This window comes from Marinospirillum insulare DSM 21763 (assembly GCF_000686905.1).
Lineage (GTDB): Bacteria > Pseudomonadota > Gammaproteobacteria > Pseudomonadales > Halomonadaceae > Marinospirillum > Marinospirillum insulare.
On record NZ_JMLW01000005.1, the window covers coordinates 119463 to 141899 of the forward strand.

The following is a 22437-nucleotide window of genomic DNA, read 5'->3' on the forward strand; positions in this document are numbered from 1 at the left end:
GCAAGCAAAGAGGCCTGTATGCAACTTGTCATAATTAGTGGACGTTCAGGATCAGGTAAAAGTGCAGCACTTCACGCACTCGAAGACCTTGGTTACTATGCTATAGACAACCTACCAGCAGGTTTACTGACTCCACTAGCCCAACAAGCAGCCGTACAAAATAACCTAAGTCGGGTTGCAGTAAGCATAGATGCACGCAACCTCTCGCAAGATTTAAATCACTTCCCCAATATCATGCAAGAGCTCACTGCTGACGGCGTAGATGTTCTAGTGGTTTATCTCAACGCCAGCGCCAAAACACTGATGGAGCGCTTCTCTGCTACACGTCGCCGCCACCCTCTAACCCGAGATGGCAAACTCTCTCTAAGCGAAGCCATAGAGCAAGAGGAACAACTCCTCATCCCTTTAGCTAGTTCAGCTGGGATAAACCTCGATACAACAAGGCTTTCGACACATGAGCTGCGTAATACCATAGCAGAGCGAGTTGCACGCAAACCTCAACAGTCGCCTACCTTACTGTTTCAATCTTTTGGTTTTAAAAATGGTGTACCCCTAGACGCTGACTTAATTTATGATTTGCGCTGCTTACCCAACCCCTTTTGGGATACTTCTTTAAGAGATAAATCAGGTCAAGATCAAGAAGTTATCGACTTTCTTGCTGCTCAACCCCTACCTCAAAAAATGTTCACTGATATCAGTCATTTTTTAGAAAGCTGGCTACCCAACTATAAAGAAAGTAATCGCAGCTACATTACAGTTGCACTAGGCTGCACCGGCGGACAACATCGCTCAGTTTACCTTGCAGAGCGACTAGGCAAGCATTTTGAAGAGCAACAACCCGATGTACAAATTCGCCACAGAGATTTAAGCCCATCGCCCCTAACTAGCTAGCTTGATGGAATACCAACCCCATGCAAGAAAAAAAAGTTACCTTAATAAATAAGCGTGGCCTTCATGCAAGAGCAGCAACACGCTTGGTGCAAACCAGCCAGCAATACCTAGCCAAAACAGAAGTATGTTTGAATGAGCGCATAGCCAACGCCCGCAATATTATGCAATTACTCATGCTAGCAGCACCTTGCGGTACAGAATTATTACTGCGTGCTGAAGGTGAAGATGAACAGCAAGCCATAGCTGCACTAGAAGCTTTGGTACTTAACCGCTTTGATGAAGAAGACTAAAGCCATGTACGACTACGATGCAAAAGATGAGCAGGATTTACCACCCAGCAAAAGCGAACTTAAGCGCCAAATGCAAGCCTTGCAAGAGCTAGGCAAAAAATTATTAGACCTAACCGCTACCCAGTTAACCACGCTTAACCTAGATGAAGAGCTCCTCGATGCCTTAGAAGAGCATAAACGCATTAAGTCGCATGAAGCTAAGCGACGCCATTTACAGCGCATAGGCAAGCTAATGCGCAGCCGTGACAGCCAAAAAATTCAAGCTGCCATGGATATTTATGACTCTAGCTCAAGCGCCCACGCCCAACACTTTCAAAACTTAGAGTATTGGCGAGATAGATTAATAGCAGAAGATTCAGCCTTAGCTGAATTTGTAGAGCTTTGGCCTGAGTGTGAAGTACAGCTAGTACGCCAGCTTATTCGTAATACACGTAAAGAAGCAGCGGCAGATAAACCACCCGCCAGCTCACGCAAACTCTTTCGCTACATGAGAAAGCTCGCAGATCCTAGTTAACACTCTCTCCCTCACTAACTTAAAAAGCGTGGAACAAACATGGATACATCAGTTGCTGCTGGATCATGGATATAAAATGAAAAAAATAACCCTTGCTGCAGCAGTAATCTTTACACTACTTGTTACAGGTTGTGCTTCAGTGCCAATGGCTTCACCAGAAGAATCAGCCCAAGCAAAAGAATTTAATCCACCCCCAGAAGGTGCTTCAGGTATTTATGTTTTTCGTAAAGACTCCCCAGTAGGTGCGGCTCTCAAGAAACATATATGGATTAATGATGAGTGCCTTGGGCCAACTGCAAAAGGAGTTTTCTTTTATCATGAAGTTAAGGTAGATAAAGAAATTAAGATATCAACAGAATCTGAGTTCTCACCAAACCATTTAACTATAAATGCTGAAGCTGGAAAAAACTATTACTTAGAGCAATATATTAAAATTGGTGTATTTGTTGGTGGTGCAAACTTAAAAAAACACACAACTGAGAATGGCATTAAAGAAGTCTCAGAATTAAATCTTGCCAAGAAAGCTATATGTAAGCCATTAGATTAATGGCCTCACCTTAAAACAGAAGAAAACATCATGTTAAAAAAATTAATATCACCTTTTATTATAGCTTTAATTATTTTACCAGTGACTGGCCATGCAGACCTACTAGTAGGTATAAATGTTGGAAAGAGCCTATCAGCTGAAATGGAGCTTGATGGAAGCCGCTCTAGTATGCTTACTGCTGACACTGACAACACTAGCTTTTCTGCTTACATAGGTAGCAAAAGCCATAAAAACAATAGAATATCAATTGGTTTTGAAAGCATTTCCATAGATTTAAAGGACTATAGTGATAAACCAACTGCTACTGGTGTTCGTTTTGATGTAGATTTTGTTTATACAGAACAAAAAGTAAAACCGTATTGGGGAATAGGTTTTGGAGTGTATTCTCTAAAAGATTCTCCTGTACTTGTTGGTACAACAGGAGAAGGTGACAGTCAAAAAGGGTTTTCATTTCAAGCTAAGGCAGGCACAAAAATTGAGTTAGTAAAAAAAATAGAGTTTGACTTATCATTACAGTATCAAACATTTGTTTGGCAAGATGTTGAAATCACGACTCCTGGTGGTATCATTCCAAGAAAAGAAACCTACTCATTAAGCAATGATCAATTGACCATTGGTGCAGGTATTGCTTTTATTTTCTAAAATTCAGTCTAAGTATACTTAGTTAAAACATGCAGCTTGCTATAGATACATGGCAGCTGCTCTTCATATCCATACCCAGTAAACAGCTAAATTAAAACTCCTACATAGTGTTTTAGCTATGTTAAAGATATTTTTCTACACCCTCGGGCCCTTAAATACGAAGAAAAGAACTACTTAAATGCAGTAGCTGAGTGCCTATACGAAGTGGGGGAAGTTCAATTTGACTTAGTGGTGTTACACAACGCAGGCTAGTACTCAAACTTAAAGCCTAGCTACTCGTATAACCGCCAAGGATGGCAAAAACTGCATTTCCGCCATCCTTGGCGGTCAGACGTACTTGCAACGACCTAACAAAACAGCAGCTAGGCTTTTAAGTCTCTAAACTAAAAGGTATCAGCCGGCACTAGCACTTCACCTTGCATAATTCTTCTAGCACTGCGGCTCATCACTGCTTTGGTGGCTTGCCATTGGCCGTCTACTAGCTTAGCTTCCGCACCTACTTTTAAGGTACCTGAAGCATGGCCAAAAGTTACACTGCTGCGCTCACCACCACCGGCGGCTAGGTTTACTAAGGTGCCTGGTATAGCAGCTGCTGTAGCTATGGCAACCGAAGCTGTACCCATCATGGCGTGGTGCAGTTTACCCATAGACAAAGCCCTTACACACAGGTCAATATCTTCAGTCTTAAGTTGTTTACCGCTTGAAGTGGTATAACCCTTAGCTGGAGCTACAAAAGAGATCTTTGGCGTATGCTGGCGATTAGCCGCTTCTTCTGGGCTGGCAATCAAACCCATTTTAACAGCACCGTAAGCACGAATTTTTTCAAACCAAGCTAATACTTCTGGCTTAGTATTAATGTCACCTTGCAACTCAGTCGCTGTATAACCTAGTTCGCTGGCATTTAAAAACATGGTTGGAATACCCGCACTTATAAACGTGGCTTTAAAAGTGCCAATATCAGGTACTTCCAAGTCATCAACTAAATTACCCGTAGGGAACATAGAACCACTGGCATCAGCTGGGTCTAAAAACTCTACAACGACTTCAGCAGCAGGAAAGGCAACGCCATCTAAATAGAAGTCGCCCATTTCTTGTACCTGGCCATTTTTCATGGGTATATGCGCAACAATGGTCTTTTGAATGTTTTTTTGCCAAATATTCACTGTGCAAATACCATTTTCAGGCACTTTATCGGCACTAACTAAACCTTGGGCTATCGCAAAACTACCCACGGCTGCGGTTAAGTTACCGCAGTTGCCACTGTAATCAACAAAAGCTTTGTCGATAGCAATTTGGCAAAAAGTATAATCTACATCGTGGCCTTCTTTAGTAGCCGGCCCTACCAGAACCACTTTACTGGTGCTGGAAGTCGCGCCGCCCATACCATCTATCTGCTGCCCGTAAGGGTCTGGGCTACCAGTGATTCTAAGCAGCAGTTGGTCGCGTGCTTTACCCGGCTGCTGGGCTGCAGCTGGCAGGTTTTTTTCGTTAATAAAAGTACCCTTAGAAGTACCGCCACGCATATAGGTAGCCGCAACACTAATTTGTGGCTGGCTTAAGTCTGTTTGGCTCATAAATCACCTTGTATAAAAAACTGGCTTAGAAATAAAAAAGGCAGGCACTAAGCCTGCCTTTATCGACATCCATTAACTCATTAGCAATTAAGCTTCAGATGCTAAAAAGTCTTGTGCAAAACGCTGTAAAACACCGCCTGCATTATAAACATCAACTTCTGTCGCTGTGTCTAAACGGCAGTGCATAGGTACTTTTACCTGCTCACCATTTTTACGGTTAATCACTAGCGTCATCATGCCACGCGCTTTTAATTCACCTTCAACATCGTAGGTTTCAGTACCGTCTAGGCCTAAAGTTTTGCGTGTTGTACCTTCTTCAAACTGCAAAGGTAAAACACCCATACCAATAAGGTTAGTACGGTGAATACGCTCAAAACCTTCAGCGGCAATCACTTCAACACCTGCTAAGCGAACACCTTTAGCTGCCCAGTCGCGTGAAGAGCCCTGACCATAGTCAGCGCCTGCCACAATAATCAGCGGCTGCTTACGCTCCATGTAGGTTTCAATGGCTTCCCACATGCGTGTCACTTCGCCTTCAGGCTCTATACGCGCTAGAGAACCCTGCTTAACCTCACCATCAACTACTGCCATTTCGTTAATGAGCTTAGGGTTAGCAAAAGTAGCACGCTGTGCGGTTAAGTGGTCGCCACGGTGGGTTGCATAGGAGTTAAAATCTTCTTCTGGCAAGCCCATCTTATGTAGGTATTCACCCGCTGCTGAATCCATCAAAATGGCATTAGAAGGTGACAAGTGGTCGGTGGTGATATTGTCAGGCAATAAAGCTAGAGGACGCATACCCTTCATGGTGCGCTCGCCAGCTAAAGCACCTTCCCAATAAGGTGGACGACGAATGTAGGTAGACTTAGGACGCCAGTCATACAAAGGACTCGCAGCAGCTTCGCCCTTGTCTAGATCAAACATCGGAATGTAAATGGTATTAAACTGCTCAGGTTTTACACTCGAAGTAACTAGCGCATCAATTTCTGCATCAGAAGGCCAGATATCTTTTAAGGTAATTGGATTACCGTCTTTATCTGTACCTAGTACATCTTTTTCAATATCAAAACGTATGGTACCCGCAATTGCGTAAGCCACCACTAGAGGTGGTGAAGCTAAGAAAGCTTGCTTAGCATAAGGGTGAATACGGCCATCAAAGTTACGGTTACCCGAAAGTACAGCGGTAGCGTAAAGGTCACGGTCAATAATTTCTTGTTGAATAACTGGGTCTAAGGCACCCGACATACCATTACAGGTTGTACAGGCATAACCCACCACACCAAAGCCTAATTTTTCTAATTCGGTCATTAGGTTGGCTTCTCTTAAGTAAAGATCAATTACTTTAGAGCCGGGTGCAAAAGAAGTTTTAACCCAAGGCTTACGAACCAAACCTAGCTCGTTAGCTTTTTTGGCAATTAAACCCGCAGCCACTACGTTGCGTGGGTTAGACGTGTTAGTACAGCTAGTAATTGCTGCAATAATCACCGCACCATCAGGCATTAAACCCTCTGCTTCTTGCTGCTTAGCTAGGGTTAAATCACCTGCAATGCCTTTGCTAGCTAGGTCGCTAGTAGAAACTCGTGCATGAGGGTTAGAAGGACCAGCCATAGTACGATCCACACTGGATAGATCGAACTTTAATACACGTGGGTATTCAACTTTTTTCAAGCTGTCTGCCCATAAGCCAGTGGCTTTAGCGTAGTTTTCTACTAAAGCTACCTGCTCAGGTTCACGACCGGTTAGCTTTAAGTAGTCAAGGGTTTGATCATCAATGTAGAACATACCCGCTGTTGCGCCGTATTCAGGAGTCATATTAGAAATGGTGGCACGGTCACCAATGGTTAGGCTTTCAGCACCTTCACCAAAGAACTCTAAGTAAGCACCCACTACACGTTCTTTACGCAAAAATTCAGTAATAGCTAAAACAATGTCGGTTGCAGTAATGCCAGGCTGACGCTTGCCCACTAGCTCTACACCAACAATATCAGGCAGGCGCATCATCGAAGGCAAACCTAGCATCACGGTTTCTGCTTCTAAACCACCCACACCTATGGCAAGCACACCTAGTGCATCAACGTGAGGGGTGTGTGAGTCAGTACCAACACAAGTGTCTGGGAAAGCAACACCGTCACGCGCCTGAATAACAGGTGACATTTTTTCTAGGTTAATCTGGTGCATGATGCCGTTACCCGCTGGAATAACGTCAACATTTTCAAAAGCCGTTTTTGTCCAGTCAATAAAATGGAAACGGTCTTCATTACGACGGTCTTCAATCGCACGGTTCTTTTCAAAAGCGTCAGGATCAAAACCGGGTGCTTCAACGGCCAACGAGTGGTCAACAATCAGCTGCGTAGGAACCACCGGGTTTACTTTAGCTGGATCACCACCTTTTTCAGCAATCGCATCACGCAAACCGGCCAAGTCAACTAAAGCGGTTTGGCCAAGAATATCGTGACAAACCACGCGTGCTGGGTACCAAGGAAAGTCTAAGTCTTGTTTACGGTCAATTAACTGAGTTAATGAAGCCGTTAAATCTTCAGGGTCGCAGCGGCGTACTAGCTGCTCAGCTAAGATGCGTGAAGTATAAGGAAGAGTGGCATAGGAACCTGGTTTGATGGCTTCAACAGCTGCTTGGGTGTCGAAGTAATCAAGCTGAGTACCCGGCAGGGGCTTACGGTATTCAGTGTTGTTCATCTGATTAACCCTCGTAGGTAGCTTAAAATATGGCTTAAAATGAGAAAGTCAGCCCTAGAGGCTGACTTGTTAATTGAGAGCTTAGTCGCGCTCACTAATCGGTGTTACTTCACGTGGCTCTGGACCAGTATAATCAGCACTTGGGCGAATAATACGGTTGTTAGCACGCTGTTCAAATACGTGCGCTGCCCAACCTGTTAAGCGTGAACACACAAAAATAGGTGTGAATAGCTTAGTGGGAATGCCCATAAAGTGGTAAGCAGAAGCATGGAAGAAGTCAGCGTTACAGAACAGCTTCTTCTCGCGCCACATGACTTCTTCAACTTTTGCAGACACTGGGTAAAGAACCGTGTCACCTACGTCTTTAGACAGTTTTTCAGACCACTCTTTAATAATTGCGTTGCGTGGGTCAGAGGTGCGATAAATAGCATGGCCAAAGCCCATGATTTTATCTTTACGCTCTAGCATACCCATGATTTCTTTTTCAGCTTCTTCTGGCGATTTCCAGTTCTCGATCATGTCCATAGCGGCTTCGTTAGCACCACCATGTAAAGGACCACGTAAAGAACCGATAGCACCTGTAATGCAGCTGTGTAGATCTGAAAGGGTAGAAGCACATACACGCGCAGTAAAGGTAGAAGCGTTAAACTCATGCTCTGCATAAAGAATTAACGAAGCTTGCATAACCTGAACGTGTAAGTCAGATGGCTTTTTATCGTGCAGAGTCCATAAGAACTGTTCAGCAATAGTGTCAGCATCAGTATTTTCGTTAATACGCTTACCGTTGTTATGGCTGAAGTTGTACCAGTAGTTAATTAAACCAGGGAACACAGCTAGCAAGCGATCTGTCGCTTCTTGCTGTTCATCAAAACTGTTTTCAGTTTCTAGGTTACCTAGCATAGAACAACCCGTACGCATCACATCCATAGGGTGAGCATCAGCAGGAATGCGCTCTAACACATCTTTTAGTGCTTGGGGTAAATCACGTAAGCCTTTTAACTTAGTTTTATAAGCATCTAGCTCAGCTTGGTTAGGTAGCTTACCTTTAAGTAGCAGGTAGGCTACTTCTTCAAAAGTAGCATTTGCAGATAAATCTTTAACATCATAACCACGGTAGGTTAAACCAGAACCTGTTTGGCCAACTGTGCAAAGTGCAGTTTCACCAGCAGACTGACCGCGTAGGCCAGCACCCGAAAGTTTTTTAGCTTCAGTCATTGTATTTTCTCCTCAATCAAAAAAAGTGCTTATTTATTTTTACCTTCAGCAAATAGCTGGTCTAGCTTCTGCTCAAAATCGTGGTAGTTAAGGAAGTCGTAAAGTTCCATACGTGTTTGCATGGTATCAACAACAGCTTTCTGATCGCCATCATCCAATAGATGCTGGTAAACATTTAAGGCCGCCTTGTTAGCAGCACGGAAAGCAGACAGAGGGTAAAGAACCATGGTTGCACCGTTAGCAGCTAGCTCTTCTTTATTAAATAAAGGTGTCGCACCAAACTCAGTAATGTTCGCTAGTAGGTGGCCGCCATTAATACCTTTAGAGAAGGCTTGGTAATCTTCTAGCGTGTGTACTGCTTCAGCAAAAATACCGTCAGCACCCGCTTCTAAACAAGCTTGCGCACGTTCTACAGCTGCTTCTAAACCTTCCATTTGGAAAGCATCGGTACGCGCCATAATAAAGAAGTCATCATCGGTACGCGCATCAACCGCAGCTTTAACCCGGTCAGCCATTTCTTGTAGAGAAACAATTTCTTTATTAGGACGGTGACCACAACGCTTTTGAGCTACTTGGTCTTCCAGGTGAACTGCTGCTGCACCGGCTTTTTCCATTTGTTGAATAGCACGGCCAATATTAAAAGCGCCACCCCAACCTGTGTCGATATCCACCAATAAAGGCGTTTCAACAGCACTGGTAATACGACGTACATCTTCTACTACATCATTTAGGCTAGTCATACCCAAGTCAGGTAAACCATAAGAAGCGTTAGCCACACCGCCACCCGACAAATAAACAGCCTGGTGACCGACACGCTCAGCCATCATAGCGTGGTAAGCATTCACTGCACCGACTATCTGTAATGGATTGTTTTCGGCTAGTGCTTTGCGGAAACGACCGCCTGCGGTTAGTTTTTTAGTCATCTTGGTTTTCCTCGGTTATCAATTTTGCTATTCAATCATTCAACTACTGAGCTTCAGCGGCTTGTTTGGCTTCAGCTTCGTGAAAACGCTTTTCTACGTTATTTCTAGAGGCGCGAATGTGTCGACGCATCAACAACTCAGCCAATTCTTCGTCTCTTTGCTCTATGGCATCAACAATGCGGTAATGTTCAGTAAAAGCACGTTGCGGACGACCACTGGTGGCACTAAAACGGTAACGGTACATACGCACTAGGTAATACAGTTCGCCACACAAAAGTTCCATTAACTTCTTATTACCGCTACCTAGCACTAAACGGTAGTGAAAATCTAAATCGCCTTCTTTTTGGTAATAAGCAATATTTTCTTGTAGCTCGGCTTGTTCTTCGTGTTTTTTTAACAGTGCTTTTAAGCTATCTATTTCAGCTTGTGGCATTTGCCTAGCAGCTAAACGGCAGGCCATGCCTTCCATCGCTTCACGTACTTCATAAAGCTCAAGCAGCTCGGCAATGGTTAAAGAAACCACTCGCGCTCCCACATGCGGAATACGCGTTACCAAATGACGACCTTCTAAACGACGCATAGCTTCCCTTAAAGGGCCACGCGAAATACCATATTGTTTAGCTAAGCCTGGCTCAGTAATTTTAGTACCCGGAGCAATGCTGCCTGTCACTATGGCTTCTTGAATATCCTCGAATACTCGATCAGCCAAGGTCTGCCCATCGGCTGACTCAACTGACCAACGCTGCTCATTTTCAGCAGAATCGTTTATGATTAAAGGTTGTGGATTAAGGCTCATTTATACGATTGTCGACAATTTATGAATTAAGCAGCACTGTAGACAACCCTTTAGGCTAGGTCAACTAAAACCTTAGTCTAAAAAACCAGCTATAAATGTAACCGACTGTTTTATATAGATATATTCATTACCAAATATCTTTACAATTCAAAACTATAAAGAAGGTGTCAACAACTTGGGTTCATTACAGGCTTTTCCTTTACCACTAGCTACCGCCACCGAACTACTTTTAGCTATAAAGCACCTAACCTGGCCTTGCTTATTAGATAGTGGTTTAAATAACGGCTTAAAAAGCAGTGCACCTACTACTAGCGCTGGACGCTTTTCTATAGCAGTTGCCGACCCAAGCCAACAACTAGAAATATCTAACCCAGCACAAGTTAAAACCCTCGAGCTTATTAGACCAACAGACAAAACCTGCTTGAACGACTCCAACTTAAACCACCTGCCATTTATAGGTGGCTGGTTAGGTTATTGGAGCTACGATGCGGGTAGGTTATTTGAAGATTTACCACAAGAAGCCAGCCAAGATATTCACCTGCCTTTAATTCGCATGGGCTACTATCAATGGGCATTAGTGACTGACCACCAGCTAGAACAAACTTGGTTAGTTGGTGAGGTTAGCCAACACCTAGCGACAGAAATAGCTACACGGCTTAAAAGCATTCAAGCAGAAGCCGTTACTAACCAGCCAGAAAGCTTCAAGCTAACCCAGCCGTTTGTCAGTAATTTAAGTTATGCAGGCTATCAAAAGCGCTTCAATCAAGTTCAAGACTTATTGCGCAGCGGCGACACCTACCAAGTAAACTTAGCTCAGCGTTTTACTGCCAGTTACCAAGGCGATATTTACCAGGCTTGGCACAGCCTGCGCCAGCAAATTGCTGCTCCCTTTTCTGCTTTTATGGATTTTGGTGATGCAACTATTTTATCTTTATCACCAGAAAGGTTTTTACAAGCCAGCGCCACAGGTTTAGTTGAAACCAAGCCCATTAAAGGCACTCGCCCAAGAGGAAAGACCCAACAAGAAGATCAACAACTGGCTGAAGAACTGCTTAACAGCAAAAAAGACCAGGCTGAAAACCTGATGATAGTCGATTTATTAAGGAATGATTTAGGACGAGTCTGTCAGCCAGGGAGTATTCAAGTACCTGATTTATTTACTTTAGAAAGCTACACCAATGTACATCACTTGGTTAGCCGTATAACTGGACAGCTAGCTAAAGGGAAAGACAACCTAGATTTATTAAAAGCCAGCTTTCCGGGTGGCTCTATTACTGGCGCACCTAAGTTACGTGCCATGCAAATTATTGACCAGCTAGAACCTAGCCAGCGCAGTGTTTATTGTGGATCAATCGGGTATTTAGATAGACGCGGCGGCATGGACTTTAATATTGCTATACGCACTTTTATAGCCCACCAAGGCCAGCTGCATATTTCTGCTGGCGGTGGCCTAGTTGCAGATTCAAACGGCTCTCAAGAATACCAAGAAACCCTAGATAAGGTGGCTCGGCTTATTCGCTGTTTAGAGCCCGGCTTTACTGGCAAGCCTAATAATTAATGGCTTGTTTTTGGTGCCAATCAGTCGTGTAGTCACGTTCATACCAGTCTTGCAGTCGATCTATTTCATAAAAAAGCTGCTCTAAGCTACCAGCAACTAATTTTTGCTGACCTGCTTTTAGCTGGGTTTCTAAAGCCTCAGTTGTTTGAGCTAAATCTGGCACACCACAATAACGGCTTGCGCCGTGTAAACGGTGAACAGCTTCTAACAAAGCGTCATCATCTTGGTTTTTTAAAGCGTCTTCAATTTCATTTCGGCTTTCATTCAAGTTAGCTAGCAGTAAGCCAAGTAATTCATCAGCAATATCCGCCTTACCTATCGCCAGCTTAATCCCCATTTCATGGTCAACAGGGCAAGCCTGCCAAGACTCTTCACTCTGGTTAATCTCTACAGTTAAGCCTTTAGTTTGCTCAACAGAAAACCGGCTACCTAACCAGCGCTGTAAGAGGTCAGTTAATAGTTTTTCATTAATGGGCTTAATTAGCACATCATTAATACCTGCTTGCAACCATGCAGAACGCTCTTCAACTGCGGCATGAGCTGTGGTTGCTACGATAGGCAAGGAACGGTATTGATGCCCTAAAGCACGGATTTGCTGGGTTGCTTCAACACCTGAAATACCTGGCATGTGAATATCCATCAATACCAAGTCAACTTTTTGTTCTTCAACCCTCATGACAGCTTGCTCACCACTGACTGCCTCTAGAGCAGTAAAGCCTAACTCTTTTAATAGAGTCACCAATAACAGCAAGTTAGAAGAAGTATCATCCACCACTAAAATGACAGGTGCAGTTTTTTGCGCCACAACTGCTTCTTGGCTAGCTTGTACAAGTGTTGGGTCTAATACTTCTTCTACCGCTTGCCTAAGCTGTGGAATAGCCAAGGGTTTAGTTAATAACTGGCCAGCACTCTGTCGGCGTAAATGGGTGTGAATCTCAGCATCTGAAACATTTACCAGCAAGAGGTTTGCTTGCCTAAGCGTGCGAAGCTGGGTTAAGCCGTTTAACCAAGGCTGTTGTTTAACCTGCTTGGCATTCATTCCAACCAAAACAGCATCGACTTTACTTAAGGCAAGTTGTTTAAGCATTTCTTCTGGTGAATGCCAAGACTCAACCTGCGCACCCCAGCTGCGTAACTGATGAGTCCAAACTTGATTGGTTAGCTTATGACTTTCTAACACGCCCAAAGTTTTACCTATTAACCAGGGTGTTGGCTCTGTGGCTAGCTCTTGCACAGACATAGGCAAAGTAAACCAGAAGGTTGAACCTTCACCTTCAATACTCTCTAAATCTATTTGCCCACCCATTTGCTCAACTAACTGTTTGCAAATAGCTAAACCTAAACCAGTACCCCCAAACTGACGTGTTTGAGTAGTATCTGCCTGAGTAAAAGCTTGAAAAAGTTTTTGGCGTTGGTCTTCACTTAAGCCTAAGCCCGTATCAGTGACTGAAAACTTAATAGAACACTGCTTCCCCACCTCTGGCACAGCTAGCTTTTCAGATTCTATCAAGCTGTCGTTATCATCTAGCATGACACGTAAGACCACTTCGCCTTCTGAAGTAAATTTCAGCGCATTACTTAAGAGGTTGCTAATTAGCTGCCTTAACCTTAAAGGGTCTGTATTTACTCTAAGCGGTACGTCGTCATACACCATGCCTAGCAGGTTTATATTTTGACGATGCGCCATGGGCGCAAACATAGATAAACAATCATCTAGGTGCTGACGCAAGTTTAAGGGTGCTTCATCGAGCACCATCATGCCTGCTTCAATTTTAGAAAAATCGAGAATGTCGTTAATAATACCCAGCATGGTTTCTGAAGCGCCAAGAATGTGGTTAATGTATTCTTTTTGGCGCAAGTCCATTTGAGTGCGAGATAAAAGGTTAGAAAAGCCAATAATACCGTTCAGGGGTGTACGTATTTCATGGCTCATATTGGCTAAAAATTCAGACTTAATTTTACTGGCCTGCAAAGCATCTTTACGCGCCTGATCTAGCTCTATGTTTTTAATCTCAATGGTTTCTAAGCTTCCCAAGGAGTCTTCACGCACTTCTTCTATTGCTTGCTGATAACTTTCTTCACGCTCGTTTAACTGCTGAATAAGCTGCGTAGACTCTACTTCTAGCCTATCTATCTCTATCACTTTTGAAGGCTGGCCAGTAGCTGGGTAATAACCCTGGGCTGCATCTTTTAATCTAAGGCGGATAGCTTCTAATTGCTCTTCTAGGTAACGCACTAACAAATGCGTAAAAAAGAAGCTCAGTAAAAATAAAAAAGTAACCAAAGCACCACTTAAAAGGGCAAAGCGGTACTTATAAAGCAATAAAGGTGTAAGGCTAATTTCTAACTCAACCCAACCAAGTAGCTTACCTTGCGGCTCAATACGCTGCAGACTACTTTCAGCTTCTTGCAGGTATTGAGGTTCATAAATAGGTTCTATAAAACGAATCGACTCGGCTTCTTTTGCCATTTGTGAATTCAGTTGCCAACGTGCCTGAGGATTATTTAACAAGGGCTGCATACTAGGGCCAGCATGCAAAAGACTAAACTGCCGATAGTCATAGAGAGAAAGGGCGCGAACATTTCTATTTTCGAGTAGCTCTGTTGCTATCACCCTAATACCCACTAAAGACTCATCTTTATCTAGGTTAACTGCCAATCTTGAGCTAAGGTTTTTTAATATAAACTGGCCACGTTCTAGTAGCTGTTCATCAAGTGATTTAAAGTGAGCATTCAGTAATAGCCCACCCACAATTAGGATCAGTAGCCAAAGCGGTATAAAGCAACCAAAGATAATCCAGTTTTTAAGAGAAAAGCGCATCCCTTACTTCCTATTGTTGGCGAGTAGGTTACTGATTTTCACGTTGCTTAGCTGCTTCCCAATAAGCATCTAACTGTTGTAAATCAATACGTTGTTTAGGGTCTGCTTGGATCGCTAAGGTTAAGGGTCTACCTTCTTCTAAACAGAGCTCTTCTATTATTTTAAAACGCCGTTCAAATTTACGGTTAGTGGCTCTTACTGCGCTTTCAGGGTCTACTTTTAGATGGCGCGCTAAATTAACGCTGGCAAAAATAAAATCGCCTACTTCCTCAGCCACTTCTTCTTGTTTACCGCCTGCCAAGGCTTGTCGGATTTCTGCTAGCTCTTCTTCTATTTTGTCTAGCACTAGCAAAGGATCATTCCAGTCAAAACCTACTTTAGCTGCACGTTTTTGAAGCTTGGCAGCCCTAGTCATAGAAGGCAGATTAAGTGGTACACCCACTAATATAGAAGCATCAGGCTGCTCACCTTTTGCTTCCCGCTCCATGGCTTTAACTTTTTGCCATAGCTCACTTACCTCAGCAGGAGTTTGAGGCTTGTTAGCTGCCGAAGCTTCACCAGCATACAACCTACCCTCAGGAAAAATATGCGGATGGCGAGTAACTAACTTGTTGGTTAGCCCATCAACAATATCAGCAAAGTTATACTGCTCTTCTTCCTTTGCTAACTGGGCATAAAAAACAATTTGCAGCAGTAAATCACCTAACTCTTCTTTTAAGTGGTCTGGATCATTTTCTTCTTCAATGCATTCAATCACTTCATAAACTTCTTCAAGCGTATGAGGTACCAAAGATGCTCGGGTTTGCTTTAAATCCCAAGGACAACCCGTTTCTGGGTCGCGTAATCTAGCCATTAAATTCAGTAAATCTTTTAAAGAGTAGGGTCTTTCCACAATTTGCCTCTAGGTAACTAGTTGGAGCTTTTGGAAGGTTGGCGAAAGCGTTGTACCTCAACCACATTAGGTAGCTGGTTAATTTTTGTTAGCACCCGCCCTAATGCTTCTAACCCTAAGACTTCTAGCGTAACTAGAATATTGGCTAGGCTTTCTTTTTCATCTGTTAAGGTATTAAACGATACAACATTCACCTTCTCATTGGCTAAAACGACCGTTATATCTCTTAATAAACCTGAACGATCCCAAGCTTTTATACGGATATCCACTGGGTACATTTGAGCATTTTTACTGCCCCATTCAACATTAACTAAGCGGTTAGGGTCTTCTGCACGCAGCTGATTAACGTTAGAGCAATCTTGGCGGTGAATGGTTACGCCTCGCCCCAGGGTTATATAACCAATAATTTCATCTTCGGGTAAGGGTTGGCAGCATTTGGCTATTTGGGTCATTAAATTGCCTACACCCAAAATAGTGACATCATCTTTAGAGGAAGCCTTGCGACTAGATGGGCGGGTCAACAACCTATCTAGTTGATCCACATCTTCGGTTTCACCAAATAAGTGCTGCGCCATGGATAGCACTTGGCCGGGGCGCAAGTCGCCTGCCCCTAAGGCTGCATAAAGGTCATCTTCGTTATGTAAATTGTGTGCTTTAGCTAGCGCCAGCATATCTAAGCCTTCAAGGCTTAAACGCTTAAATTCTTTTTCAATTAGCTGACGGCCACCTTCAATATTCTTATCCCTTGCTTGCAGCTTAAACCAGTGCTGAATTTTTGCTCTACAGCGTGGGGTTTGTACATAACCCAAAGCAGGGTTTAGCCAATCTCGACTGGGTGCTCCCTCACCTGCTGTGGTTAAAATTTCAACCTGCTCACCCGTTTTAAGGCTGTAATTAAGCGGCACGATACGCCCACTAACTTTAGCACCACGGCAGCGATGACCAATTTCGGTATGAACTCTATAAGCAAAGTCTATTGGTGTAGCCCCTTGTGGCAGGTCAATCACATGCCCATCGGGAGTGAACACATAAATGCGATCGGGCGTAACGTCTTCTTGCAACTCATCACGCAGACCGGCTAAATCGCCAACTTCTTCTTGCCACTCCAACACTTGTCGCAACCAAGCAATTTTTTCTTCATAAGCATTACTTTTGTTGGCGGCATCTGTTCCTTTGTAAAGCCAGTGAGCGCATACCCCTAACTCGGCTTCTTCATGCATAGCAAAGGTACGAATTTGTACTTCTAAAACCTTGCCACCTTCAGTAATAACAGCAGTATGCAAAGAGCGATAGCCATTTTCTTTAGGCGTAGCTATGTAATCATCAAACTCATGGGGAATGTGTTTATACATGGAGTGGACTATGCCTAACACGGCATAACAATCTTGTACTTCTGGAACAAGCACACGCACAGCGCGTATATCATAAACTTGAGAAAAATCGATTTTCTTAAGCTTCATTTTGCGCCAAATGGAGTAAATATGTTTAGCTCGACCTTGTAAATCTGCGCCTTCAATACCCTGATTTTTAATAGCCTGGGTTAAGTCTTGAATAACTTTTTTAATATACTCGGCTCTGTCCATGCGTTTTTCAGCTAAGAGGCGAGCGATGTATTTATAGGCATCTTCTTCAAGGTAACGGAAGGAAAGGTCTTCTAACTCCCATTTGATATGCCCTATACCTAAGCGGTGAGCTAAAGGTGCATAAATATCAAACACTTCACGGGCAACTTTTAAACGCTTATCGCGTGTAGCTGTTTTTATTTGCCTTAAAGCACAGGTACGTTCTGCTAATTTTATTAAGGCAACGCGTACATCATCAACGACCGCCACCAACATTTTGCGTAATTTTTCTAGTTGGTTTTGTGCCTGCCCAAAAGCAGGCTGATTATTGGTGGTAATTTGGCTAATGTTTGCCATTTGGTGAACGCCGTCGACCAGCTTGGCAACTGTCTTACCAAACTGCTTTTCTACGGCTAAAAGGCTTACCAAACCCTCACGCACACCCCGATACAGTATTGCCGCTACTAGGGTGTCATCATCCATGCGTAGCTCACCAAGAATATCGGCCATTTCTAAGCCGGTTCTTAGGTTGCTTGCACCTTCATACCATTGTCTATTTTCAGCTTCAGCACGTATTTCCAGCTCTGCTGCCAAATCTGCTGCAGCTCTAACCCTAGCAGGGTCTACCAACTTAACGTCTAGCTGTAAGTGGTTCATCCATTCATCTAAATTCACACTGCCATCAGCATTGAGTGGCTGATCATCTCTTACCTTAACCATAGATATTTCGCTATTTTACTGGTCAGAAGTGGCAAAAACGCCGGTAGAAAGGTAGCGGTCGCCACGATCACAAATAATGGCGACCAAAACAGCATCTTCTAAGCCTGCTGCTAACTCTAGTGCGCCAGCAACGGCACCACCCGATGAGACACCAGCAAAAATGCCTTCTTCTAGCGCAAGGCTGCGCATAGTTTCCTCTGCTGCTGTTTGGCTAATATCTATAACCCTATCGACACCTTTTGCATCATAAATACTAGGTAGGTATTCACTAGGCCAGCGGCGAATACCAGGAATACTGGCACCCGCAGAGGGTTGTAAGCCCACTATTTGAACATTGGGGTTTTGCTCTTTTAAGTAGCGGCCTGTTCCCATAATGGTTCCAGTGGTACCCATAGAGCTAACAAAATGAGTTATTTTTCCTGATGTTTGCTGCCAAATTTCTGGGCCAGTGGTTTGGTAATGGGCCAAAGGATTATCTAGGTTGCCAAACTGGTTAAGCACCTTGCCTTTGCCTTCTTGCTCCATTTGCAGAGCCAAGTCTCTGGCACCTTCCATACCTTCTTGTTTGCTAACGAGAATTAACTCTGCACCATAGGCTTGCATAGCCCACTTGCGTTCATCAGAAGCAGTAGCAGGCATAATTAAAATCATTTTATAGCCCATAACGGCTGCCGCCATGGCTAAAGCAATACCTGTATTGCCAGAAGTAGCTTCAATTAAAGTATCGCTTGGTTGAATATCGCCGCGCTGCTCGGCTTGTTGCAGCATAGAAAAAGCTGGCCGATCTTTGACAGAGCCTGCTGGGTTATTCCCTTCAAGCTTAACTAATAGGGTATTGTTTTTTCCTGCAGTTAAACGCTGCAAACGCACCAGAGGCGTATTTCCAACTAAATCTGCAACACTAGGCCAGGCTTTGGATAGGCTAGACTCTTTGCTCATACTGCCCTCACAAACTTTTAAATCTTAGACGTTAGGACACCAAGTCGATGACCAAACCTTTAATACTGACTAGATTACGCGCGATAGCTACTCGGTCTTTTTGCTCGCTCATAACCAATTGCATTAAGTTTTCTGACTCTTCATCTATGCGTCGTACAACCTGATGCCTGTCTGCTGGATGCCAGCCTGGCCCAACACTATCTACCTGAAAACCAGCCTTAACTACTTTATTAACTAGGTTAGCTAAAAGCGCACGAAACACTTCTAAATTACCTATAGTGGGATTACTTTCTAACTGATCACCAGCTTTATTGATTAGCTCTTGTAACTGACCTAATTCTTCTTTAATGGTGGCTCGACCACCCGTTGCAATTTGCTGCATTAGCTGGTCATTAAAGCTGGTCGACTCTTTACCAGCTGCACCCTCTGCTTTTGCTGCTCGTCCTTTTTGACGATCTGAACGAAAGTTTTTAAGCATGGTGTTTATGGGTAGCATGAGTTACTGACCCTCAGCCGCATTAACAAAAAGAGGCTCAGCACCTTGCTTGGTTTGCAGCTCACAAAAAGCACCCAACTTTATTGCAGCCTGTTGAATTTGTGAAGAAAACTCAGCTTCTATAGCCTCACGCTCCTGGTCTTGCTTTGCCCTTTCATTGGCAGCAAGGTCAGTGCGCTCTTGGTGGGTAGCTAGGTGTTTAGTTTGCTGGTAAACCCTATCGAATATAATTAAATCTGGGTGGTTTACGTAAACACCTTCATCTAATAAATCTAAAAATACCCGCACACGCAAACAACCCTCAGTTGGATTTACTTGCTCGTCTTGCAGTGCTTTAGCTAACAAAGAAAGGTTTTCTAAAACATTAGCACGGGCTTGAAGTCTCTCGCGCTCATGGGTTTCGGCAGCTATAGCAACTTGTCGCTTAGCTTCAAAATGTAGGTGAAGGGCATAGCCTGCTAAAGGAATAATAATGGCAATAGCGGCAGTTAACCAAATTGCAGCATCTAGGGCGCTCATACACATTACTCTGACTGAATATTAGCGCCCAAGGATAACAGAAAACTACCCCTTAGCGCACTAGCCTGTATTACGTAAACCTGCTGCAATACCTGCCATGGTAACCATTAATGCCCTTTCTAAAAGGTCTTGATTAGCACTGCACACCTGGTTTTGCTCACAAGCTCTAACCCTTGCCAATAGTTCTGACTGCAACTGATGCAGCGGAATAATGTAGGGGTTACGAACACTAATAGCCTGTTGTGTTAAAGGTACTTGCTCTAGTAGCTGACTTTGTTTACGCAAGGCAAGTAGACGCTCAACTAGCGCTTCTTGCCTGGAACGCAACAGTTCACCTAAAGGCTGTAACTCTGCCTCTACCAATAAAGTTTCATACTCTTTAACGATGGATAAATCTGTTTTAGCTAAAACCATTTCTAGCATATTCATATTACTAGCAAAGAAAGGCCAAGCATCAATCATTTCACGCAAAGCATCGCCTTCACCTCGACTTTGGGCTCTTTCTAAAGCAAGGTCGCTTCCTAGCCAAGCAGGTAACATTAAGCGCACTTGTGTCCAGGCAAAAATCCAAGGAATAGCCCTTAAACTTTCTATACCACCACTAGCTCTACGCTTTGCTGGTCGACTACCCAAAGGCAGTTTAGCTAGCTCTTGCTCAGGTGTTAACTGTCGGAAATAACGAACAAAATCCGTATTATCTCTAACTAAAGCCCGATACCCCTCTACAGCATCTCTGGCAATTTTATCCATTAATTCTCGCCAGTTTGCTTTAGGTGCAGGTGGCGGTGCCAAGGTTGCCTCTAAAACAGCACAGGTATATACCTCAAGCGCACGTTCAGCTAAAGCGGGTAAACCAAACTTAAAGCGAATCATCTCGCCTTGTTCAGTCACCTTTAAACGCCCCTGCACTGAACCGGGCGGTTGGGCCAAAATGGCCGCTTGAGTAGGGCCACCACCACGACCCACCGTACCACCACGACCATGAAACAGTGTTAAGTGAACTTTATGTTCAGCACAAACATGCGTAACTGCTTCTTGTGCTCTGTATTGCGCCCAGCTAGCCGCTAGCTGACCGGCATCTTTGGCTGAATCAGAATAGCCAATCATTACCTCTTGCCGACCACTGGTGTATTCCTGATACCAAGGCAAGGACAACAAACCATCAATAACCTTAGGCGCACGCTCTAGGTCGTCTAAGGTTTCAAATAAAGGCGCAATGCGCATACTGCGTTCTAAACCTGAGGTTTTTAACAGCAAGGCAACGGCAAGAACATCAGAAGGCTGGGCAGCCATAGAAATAACATAAGCACCCAAAGCATCGGCACGCTCACGCGCAACAACCCGACAGGTATCCAAAACCTCTCGTGTTTCATCACTGCAAGGCCAACGCTCAGGCAGTAAAGGCCGCGGATTAGTTAATTCATGCAACAAGAAATCGACACGCCTTTGCTCATCCCACTGGGCATAATCACCCAAGCCTAAATATTGCGTTGCCTCAGCTAAAGCTTGTTCGTGACGCGGTGCTTCTTGGCGCACATCTAAACGCAGCAAGTTCATACCAAAGGTTGCTAAACGACGCAGTAAATCTAACAGCAAACCATCGGCAATAACTTGCATACCGCTGTCACATAAAGACTCATAACAAAGCACTAAAGGCTCACGCAAACCTTCAACTTCAAATAAAATGCGTTCGTCATCGTAAGGTTTGCCATCTAGCTGAGCTTTTAACCAATCTAGGGTAGCGCGTAGCCTTTCTCTCACCTGCCCCAGCAGAACTCGATAAGGCTCTCTTACTGGCCCTACCCTTTCCACTAACGCATCGCTTGCTTCATGCATTGAAAGCTCGGCACGCAAACGCACTATATCTCTATGATAAAGGTCTGCAGCCATCCAGCGAGAAAGCCATAAAACTTCCTGAGTAACTCTTGAAGTAACACGTGGGTTTCCGTCTCTATCGCCCCCCATCCAAGAAGCAAAACGTATAGGGGCAGCATCTAAAGGAAGGGTTTTTCCTGTTAAAGAAACCAGTTGTTCATCTAGTTGACGATAATAAGCAGGAACAGCTTCCCACAAAGAGTTTTCGATAACTGCAAAACCCCACTTAGCTTCATCAACTGGCGTAGGGCGCTGACTGCGAATTTCATCGGTATGCCAAGCTTGGGCAATTAACTGCTCTAAACGCTGCACTACATCTTGGCGAGATTTATCACTAGGGCAGGCTTCATAATCGGTTAAACAATCATCTAATAAATCATATTTTTGAATGAGTGTTCGTCGACTAATTTCAGTTGGATGAGCCGTAAAAACCAACTCAACTCGCTGTTCAACTAATGACTTGTAGATAACATCAGCTGCCAGGCCTTCTGCCTTAAGCTTGTCTAATAATAAAGTTAAACCTGGCTGCTCACCCGCCCGATAATCTTCCACCACTCTTTCTCGTGCGCGGTAATGTTGTTCAGCAGCATTGGCTAAATTTAAGAACTGAGTAAAAGCTCGCGCTACGGGTAAAAGCATTTCATCGTCTAAGTCGTTTAACATTTGACTAAGCGATTGACTGGTTGCTTCACCCTGATGAACTTGTTTAGACAGGGTACGAATAGACTCAACTAACGCTAAAAACTCTTCACCTCGCGCAGCACTCATAGTGCGCCCCAAACCTTCACCTAATACACGTACTTGTTCTCTAAGCGATGCATCAAGGTTAGCCATGCTCTACCCCTTTTAATTTAAAGCACTTATTTGTAATGGCATTAACTGTCGCATGACTTCGCAGGTGCAACAAGTGAAAAAATATCAATTGTGTAACTTTTTAAGAAAAACCCTTGCTAAAAACACTAGGGTCTTTAT

Annotated in this window: 18 protein-coding genes; 6 read left to right on the plus strand and 12 right to left on the minus strand. The window is 43.8% G+C overall.

Features of this window, described 5'->3' with window-relative positions:
• Positions 1 to 18: 18 nt before the first annotated feature.
• The 5 genes from rapZ (at position 19) to BP27_RS0103025 (ending at position 2884) form a co-directional block, all read left to right on the plus strand.
• Complete coding sequence (gene rapZ / locus BP27_RS0103005; protein WP_027850291.1) at positions 19 to 891, plus strand: RNase adapter RapZ; 873 nt, start codon at positions 19 to 21, stop codon at positions 889 to 891.
• 20 nt (positions 892 to 911) lie between these two features.
• A complete protein-coding gene (locus BP27_RS0103010; RefSeq protein WP_027850292.1) occupies positions 912 to 1181 on the plus strand; it encodes an HPr family phosphocarrier protein in 270 nt (89 codons plus the stop codon).
• The gene (gene yjgA / locus BP27_RS0103015; protein ID WP_051610199.1) at positions 1168 to 1695 is read left to right on the plus strand and encodes a ribosome biogenesis factor YjgA; all 528 of its coding nucleotides are present in this window, start codon (positions 1168 to 1170) and stop codon (positions 1693 to 1695) included. Before BP27_RS0103010 ends, yjgA begins: the two co-directional genes overlap by 14 nt.
• 76 nt (positions 1696 to 1771) lie before the next feature.
• Complete coding sequence (locus BP27_RS0103020; protein WP_036239205.1) at positions 1772 to 2242, plus strand: DUF2846 domain-containing protein; 471 nt, start codon at positions 1772 to 1774, stop codon at positions 2240 to 2242.
• Between the two features lie 30 nt (positions 2243 to 2272).
• Positions 2273 to 2884, plus strand: coding sequence for an outer membrane beta-barrel protein (locus BP27_RS0103025; RefSeq protein ID WP_027850295.1), 612 nt, complete (start codon positions 2273 to 2275; stop codon positions 2882 to 2884).
• Between the two features lie 383 nt (positions 2885 to 3267).
• Here the strand turns inward: BP27_RS0103025 and prpF are convergent, their stop codons facing one another.
• From prpF to BP27_RS14985, 5 genes are all read right to left on the minus strand, one after another.
• Positions 3268 to 4458, minus strand: coding sequence for a 2-methylaconitate cis-trans isomerase PrpF (gene prpF / locus BP27_RS0103030; protein ID WP_027850296.1), 1191 nt, complete (start codon positions 4456 to 4458; stop codon positions 3268 to 3270).
• 87 nt (positions 4459 to 4545) lie between these two features.
• Positions 4546 to 7149 carry a Fe/S-dependent 2-methylisocitrate dehydratase AcnD gene (acnD, locus tag BP27_RS0103035; RefSeq protein WP_027850297.1) on the minus strand — a complete coding sequence of 868 codons (2604 nt, stop codon included), beginning with the start codon at positions 7147 to 7149 and terminating at the stop codon, positions 4546 to 4548.
• Positions 7150 to 7230: 81 nt separating this feature from the next.
• On the minus strand, positions 7231 to 8364 hold the full coding sequence (gene prpC / locus BP27_RS0103040) for a bifunctional 2-methylcitrate synthase/citrate synthase (RefSeq protein WP_027850298.1): 1134 nt from the start codon (positions 8362 to 8364) through the stop codon (positions 7231 to 7233).
• Positions 8365 to 8393: 29 nt separating this feature from the next.
• Positions 8394 to 9287, minus strand: a complete 894-nt coding sequence (gene prpB / locus BP27_RS0103045; protein WP_027850299.1) for a methylisocitrate lyase — start codon at positions 9285 to 9287, stop codon at positions 8394 to 8396.
• 43 nt (positions 9288 to 9330) lie between these two features.
• Positions 9331 to 10083: a GntR family transcriptional regulator gene (locus BP27_RS14985; RefSeq protein WP_084324487.1), complete on the minus strand. Its 753-nt coding sequence runs from the start codon at positions 10081 to 10083 to the stop codon at positions 9331 to 9333.
• Positions 10084 to 10258: 175 nt separating this feature from the next.
• On the opposite strand from BP27_RS14985, the gene pabB reads away from it, so the two are divergent.
• Positions 10259 to 11641: an aminodeoxychorismate synthase component I gene (gene pabB, locus BP27_RS14990; protein WP_245597804.1), complete on the plus strand. Its 1383-nt coding sequence runs from the start codon at positions 10259 to 10261 to the stop codon at positions 11639 to 11641.
• On the opposite strand, the gene BP27_RS0103060 is transcribed toward pabB, so the two are convergent.
• Genes BP27_RS0103060 through ppc form a run of 7 tightly spaced genes read right to left on the minus strand, consistent with a single transcriptional unit; the run spans position 11631 to position 22299 of the window.
• Positions 11631 to 14462, minus strand: a complete 2832-nt coding sequence (locus BP27_RS0103060) for a response regulator (RefSeq protein ID WP_027850300.1) — start codon at positions 14460 to 14462, stop codon at positions 11631 to 11633. The two genes, pabB and BP27_RS0103060, sit on opposite strands and share 11 nt — an antisense overlap.
• Before the next feature lie 28 nt (positions 14463 to 14490).
• Positions 14491 to 15354 carry a nucleoside triphosphate pyrophosphohydrolase gene (mazG, locus tag BP27_RS0103065; RefSeq protein WP_211251273.1) on the minus strand — a complete coding sequence of 288 codons (864 nt, stop codon included), beginning with the start codon at positions 15352 to 15354 and terminating at the stop codon, positions 14491 to 14493.
• Between the two features lie 17 nt (positions 15355 to 15371).
• Positions 15372 to 17636: a GTP diphosphokinase gene (relA, locus tag BP27_RS0103070; RefSeq protein WP_027850302.1), complete on the minus strand. Its 2265-nt coding sequence runs from the start codon at positions 17634 to 17636 to the stop codon at positions 15372 to 15374.
• Positions 17637 to 17651: 15 nt separating this feature from the next.
• On the minus strand, positions 17652 to 18575 hold the full coding sequence (gene cysM, locus BP27_RS0103075; RefSeq protein WP_027850303.1) for a cysteine synthase CysM: 924 nt from the start codon (positions 18573 to 18575) through the stop codon (positions 17652 to 17654).
• A gap of 31 nt (positions 18576 to 18606) precedes the next feature.
• Positions 18607 to 19071 carry a YaaR family protein gene (locus BP27_RS0103080; RefSeq protein WP_027850304.1) on the minus strand — a complete coding sequence of 155 codons (465 nt, stop codon included), beginning with the start codon at positions 19069 to 19071 and terminating at the stop codon, positions 18607 to 18609.
• Between the two features lie 3 nt (positions 19072 to 19074).
• Positions 19075 to 19590, minus strand: a complete 516-nt coding sequence (locus tag BP27_RS14995; protein WP_051610201.1) for a DUF2489 domain-containing protein — start codon at positions 19588 to 19590, stop codon at positions 19075 to 19077.
• Positions 19591 to 19650: 60 nt separating this feature from the next.
• A complete protein-coding gene (gene ppc, locus BP27_RS0103090; RefSeq protein WP_027850305.1) occupies positions 19651 to 22299 on the minus strand; it encodes a phosphoenolpyruvate carboxylase in 2649 nt (882 codons plus the stop codon).
• Positions 22300 to 22437: the final 138 nt, after the last annotated feature.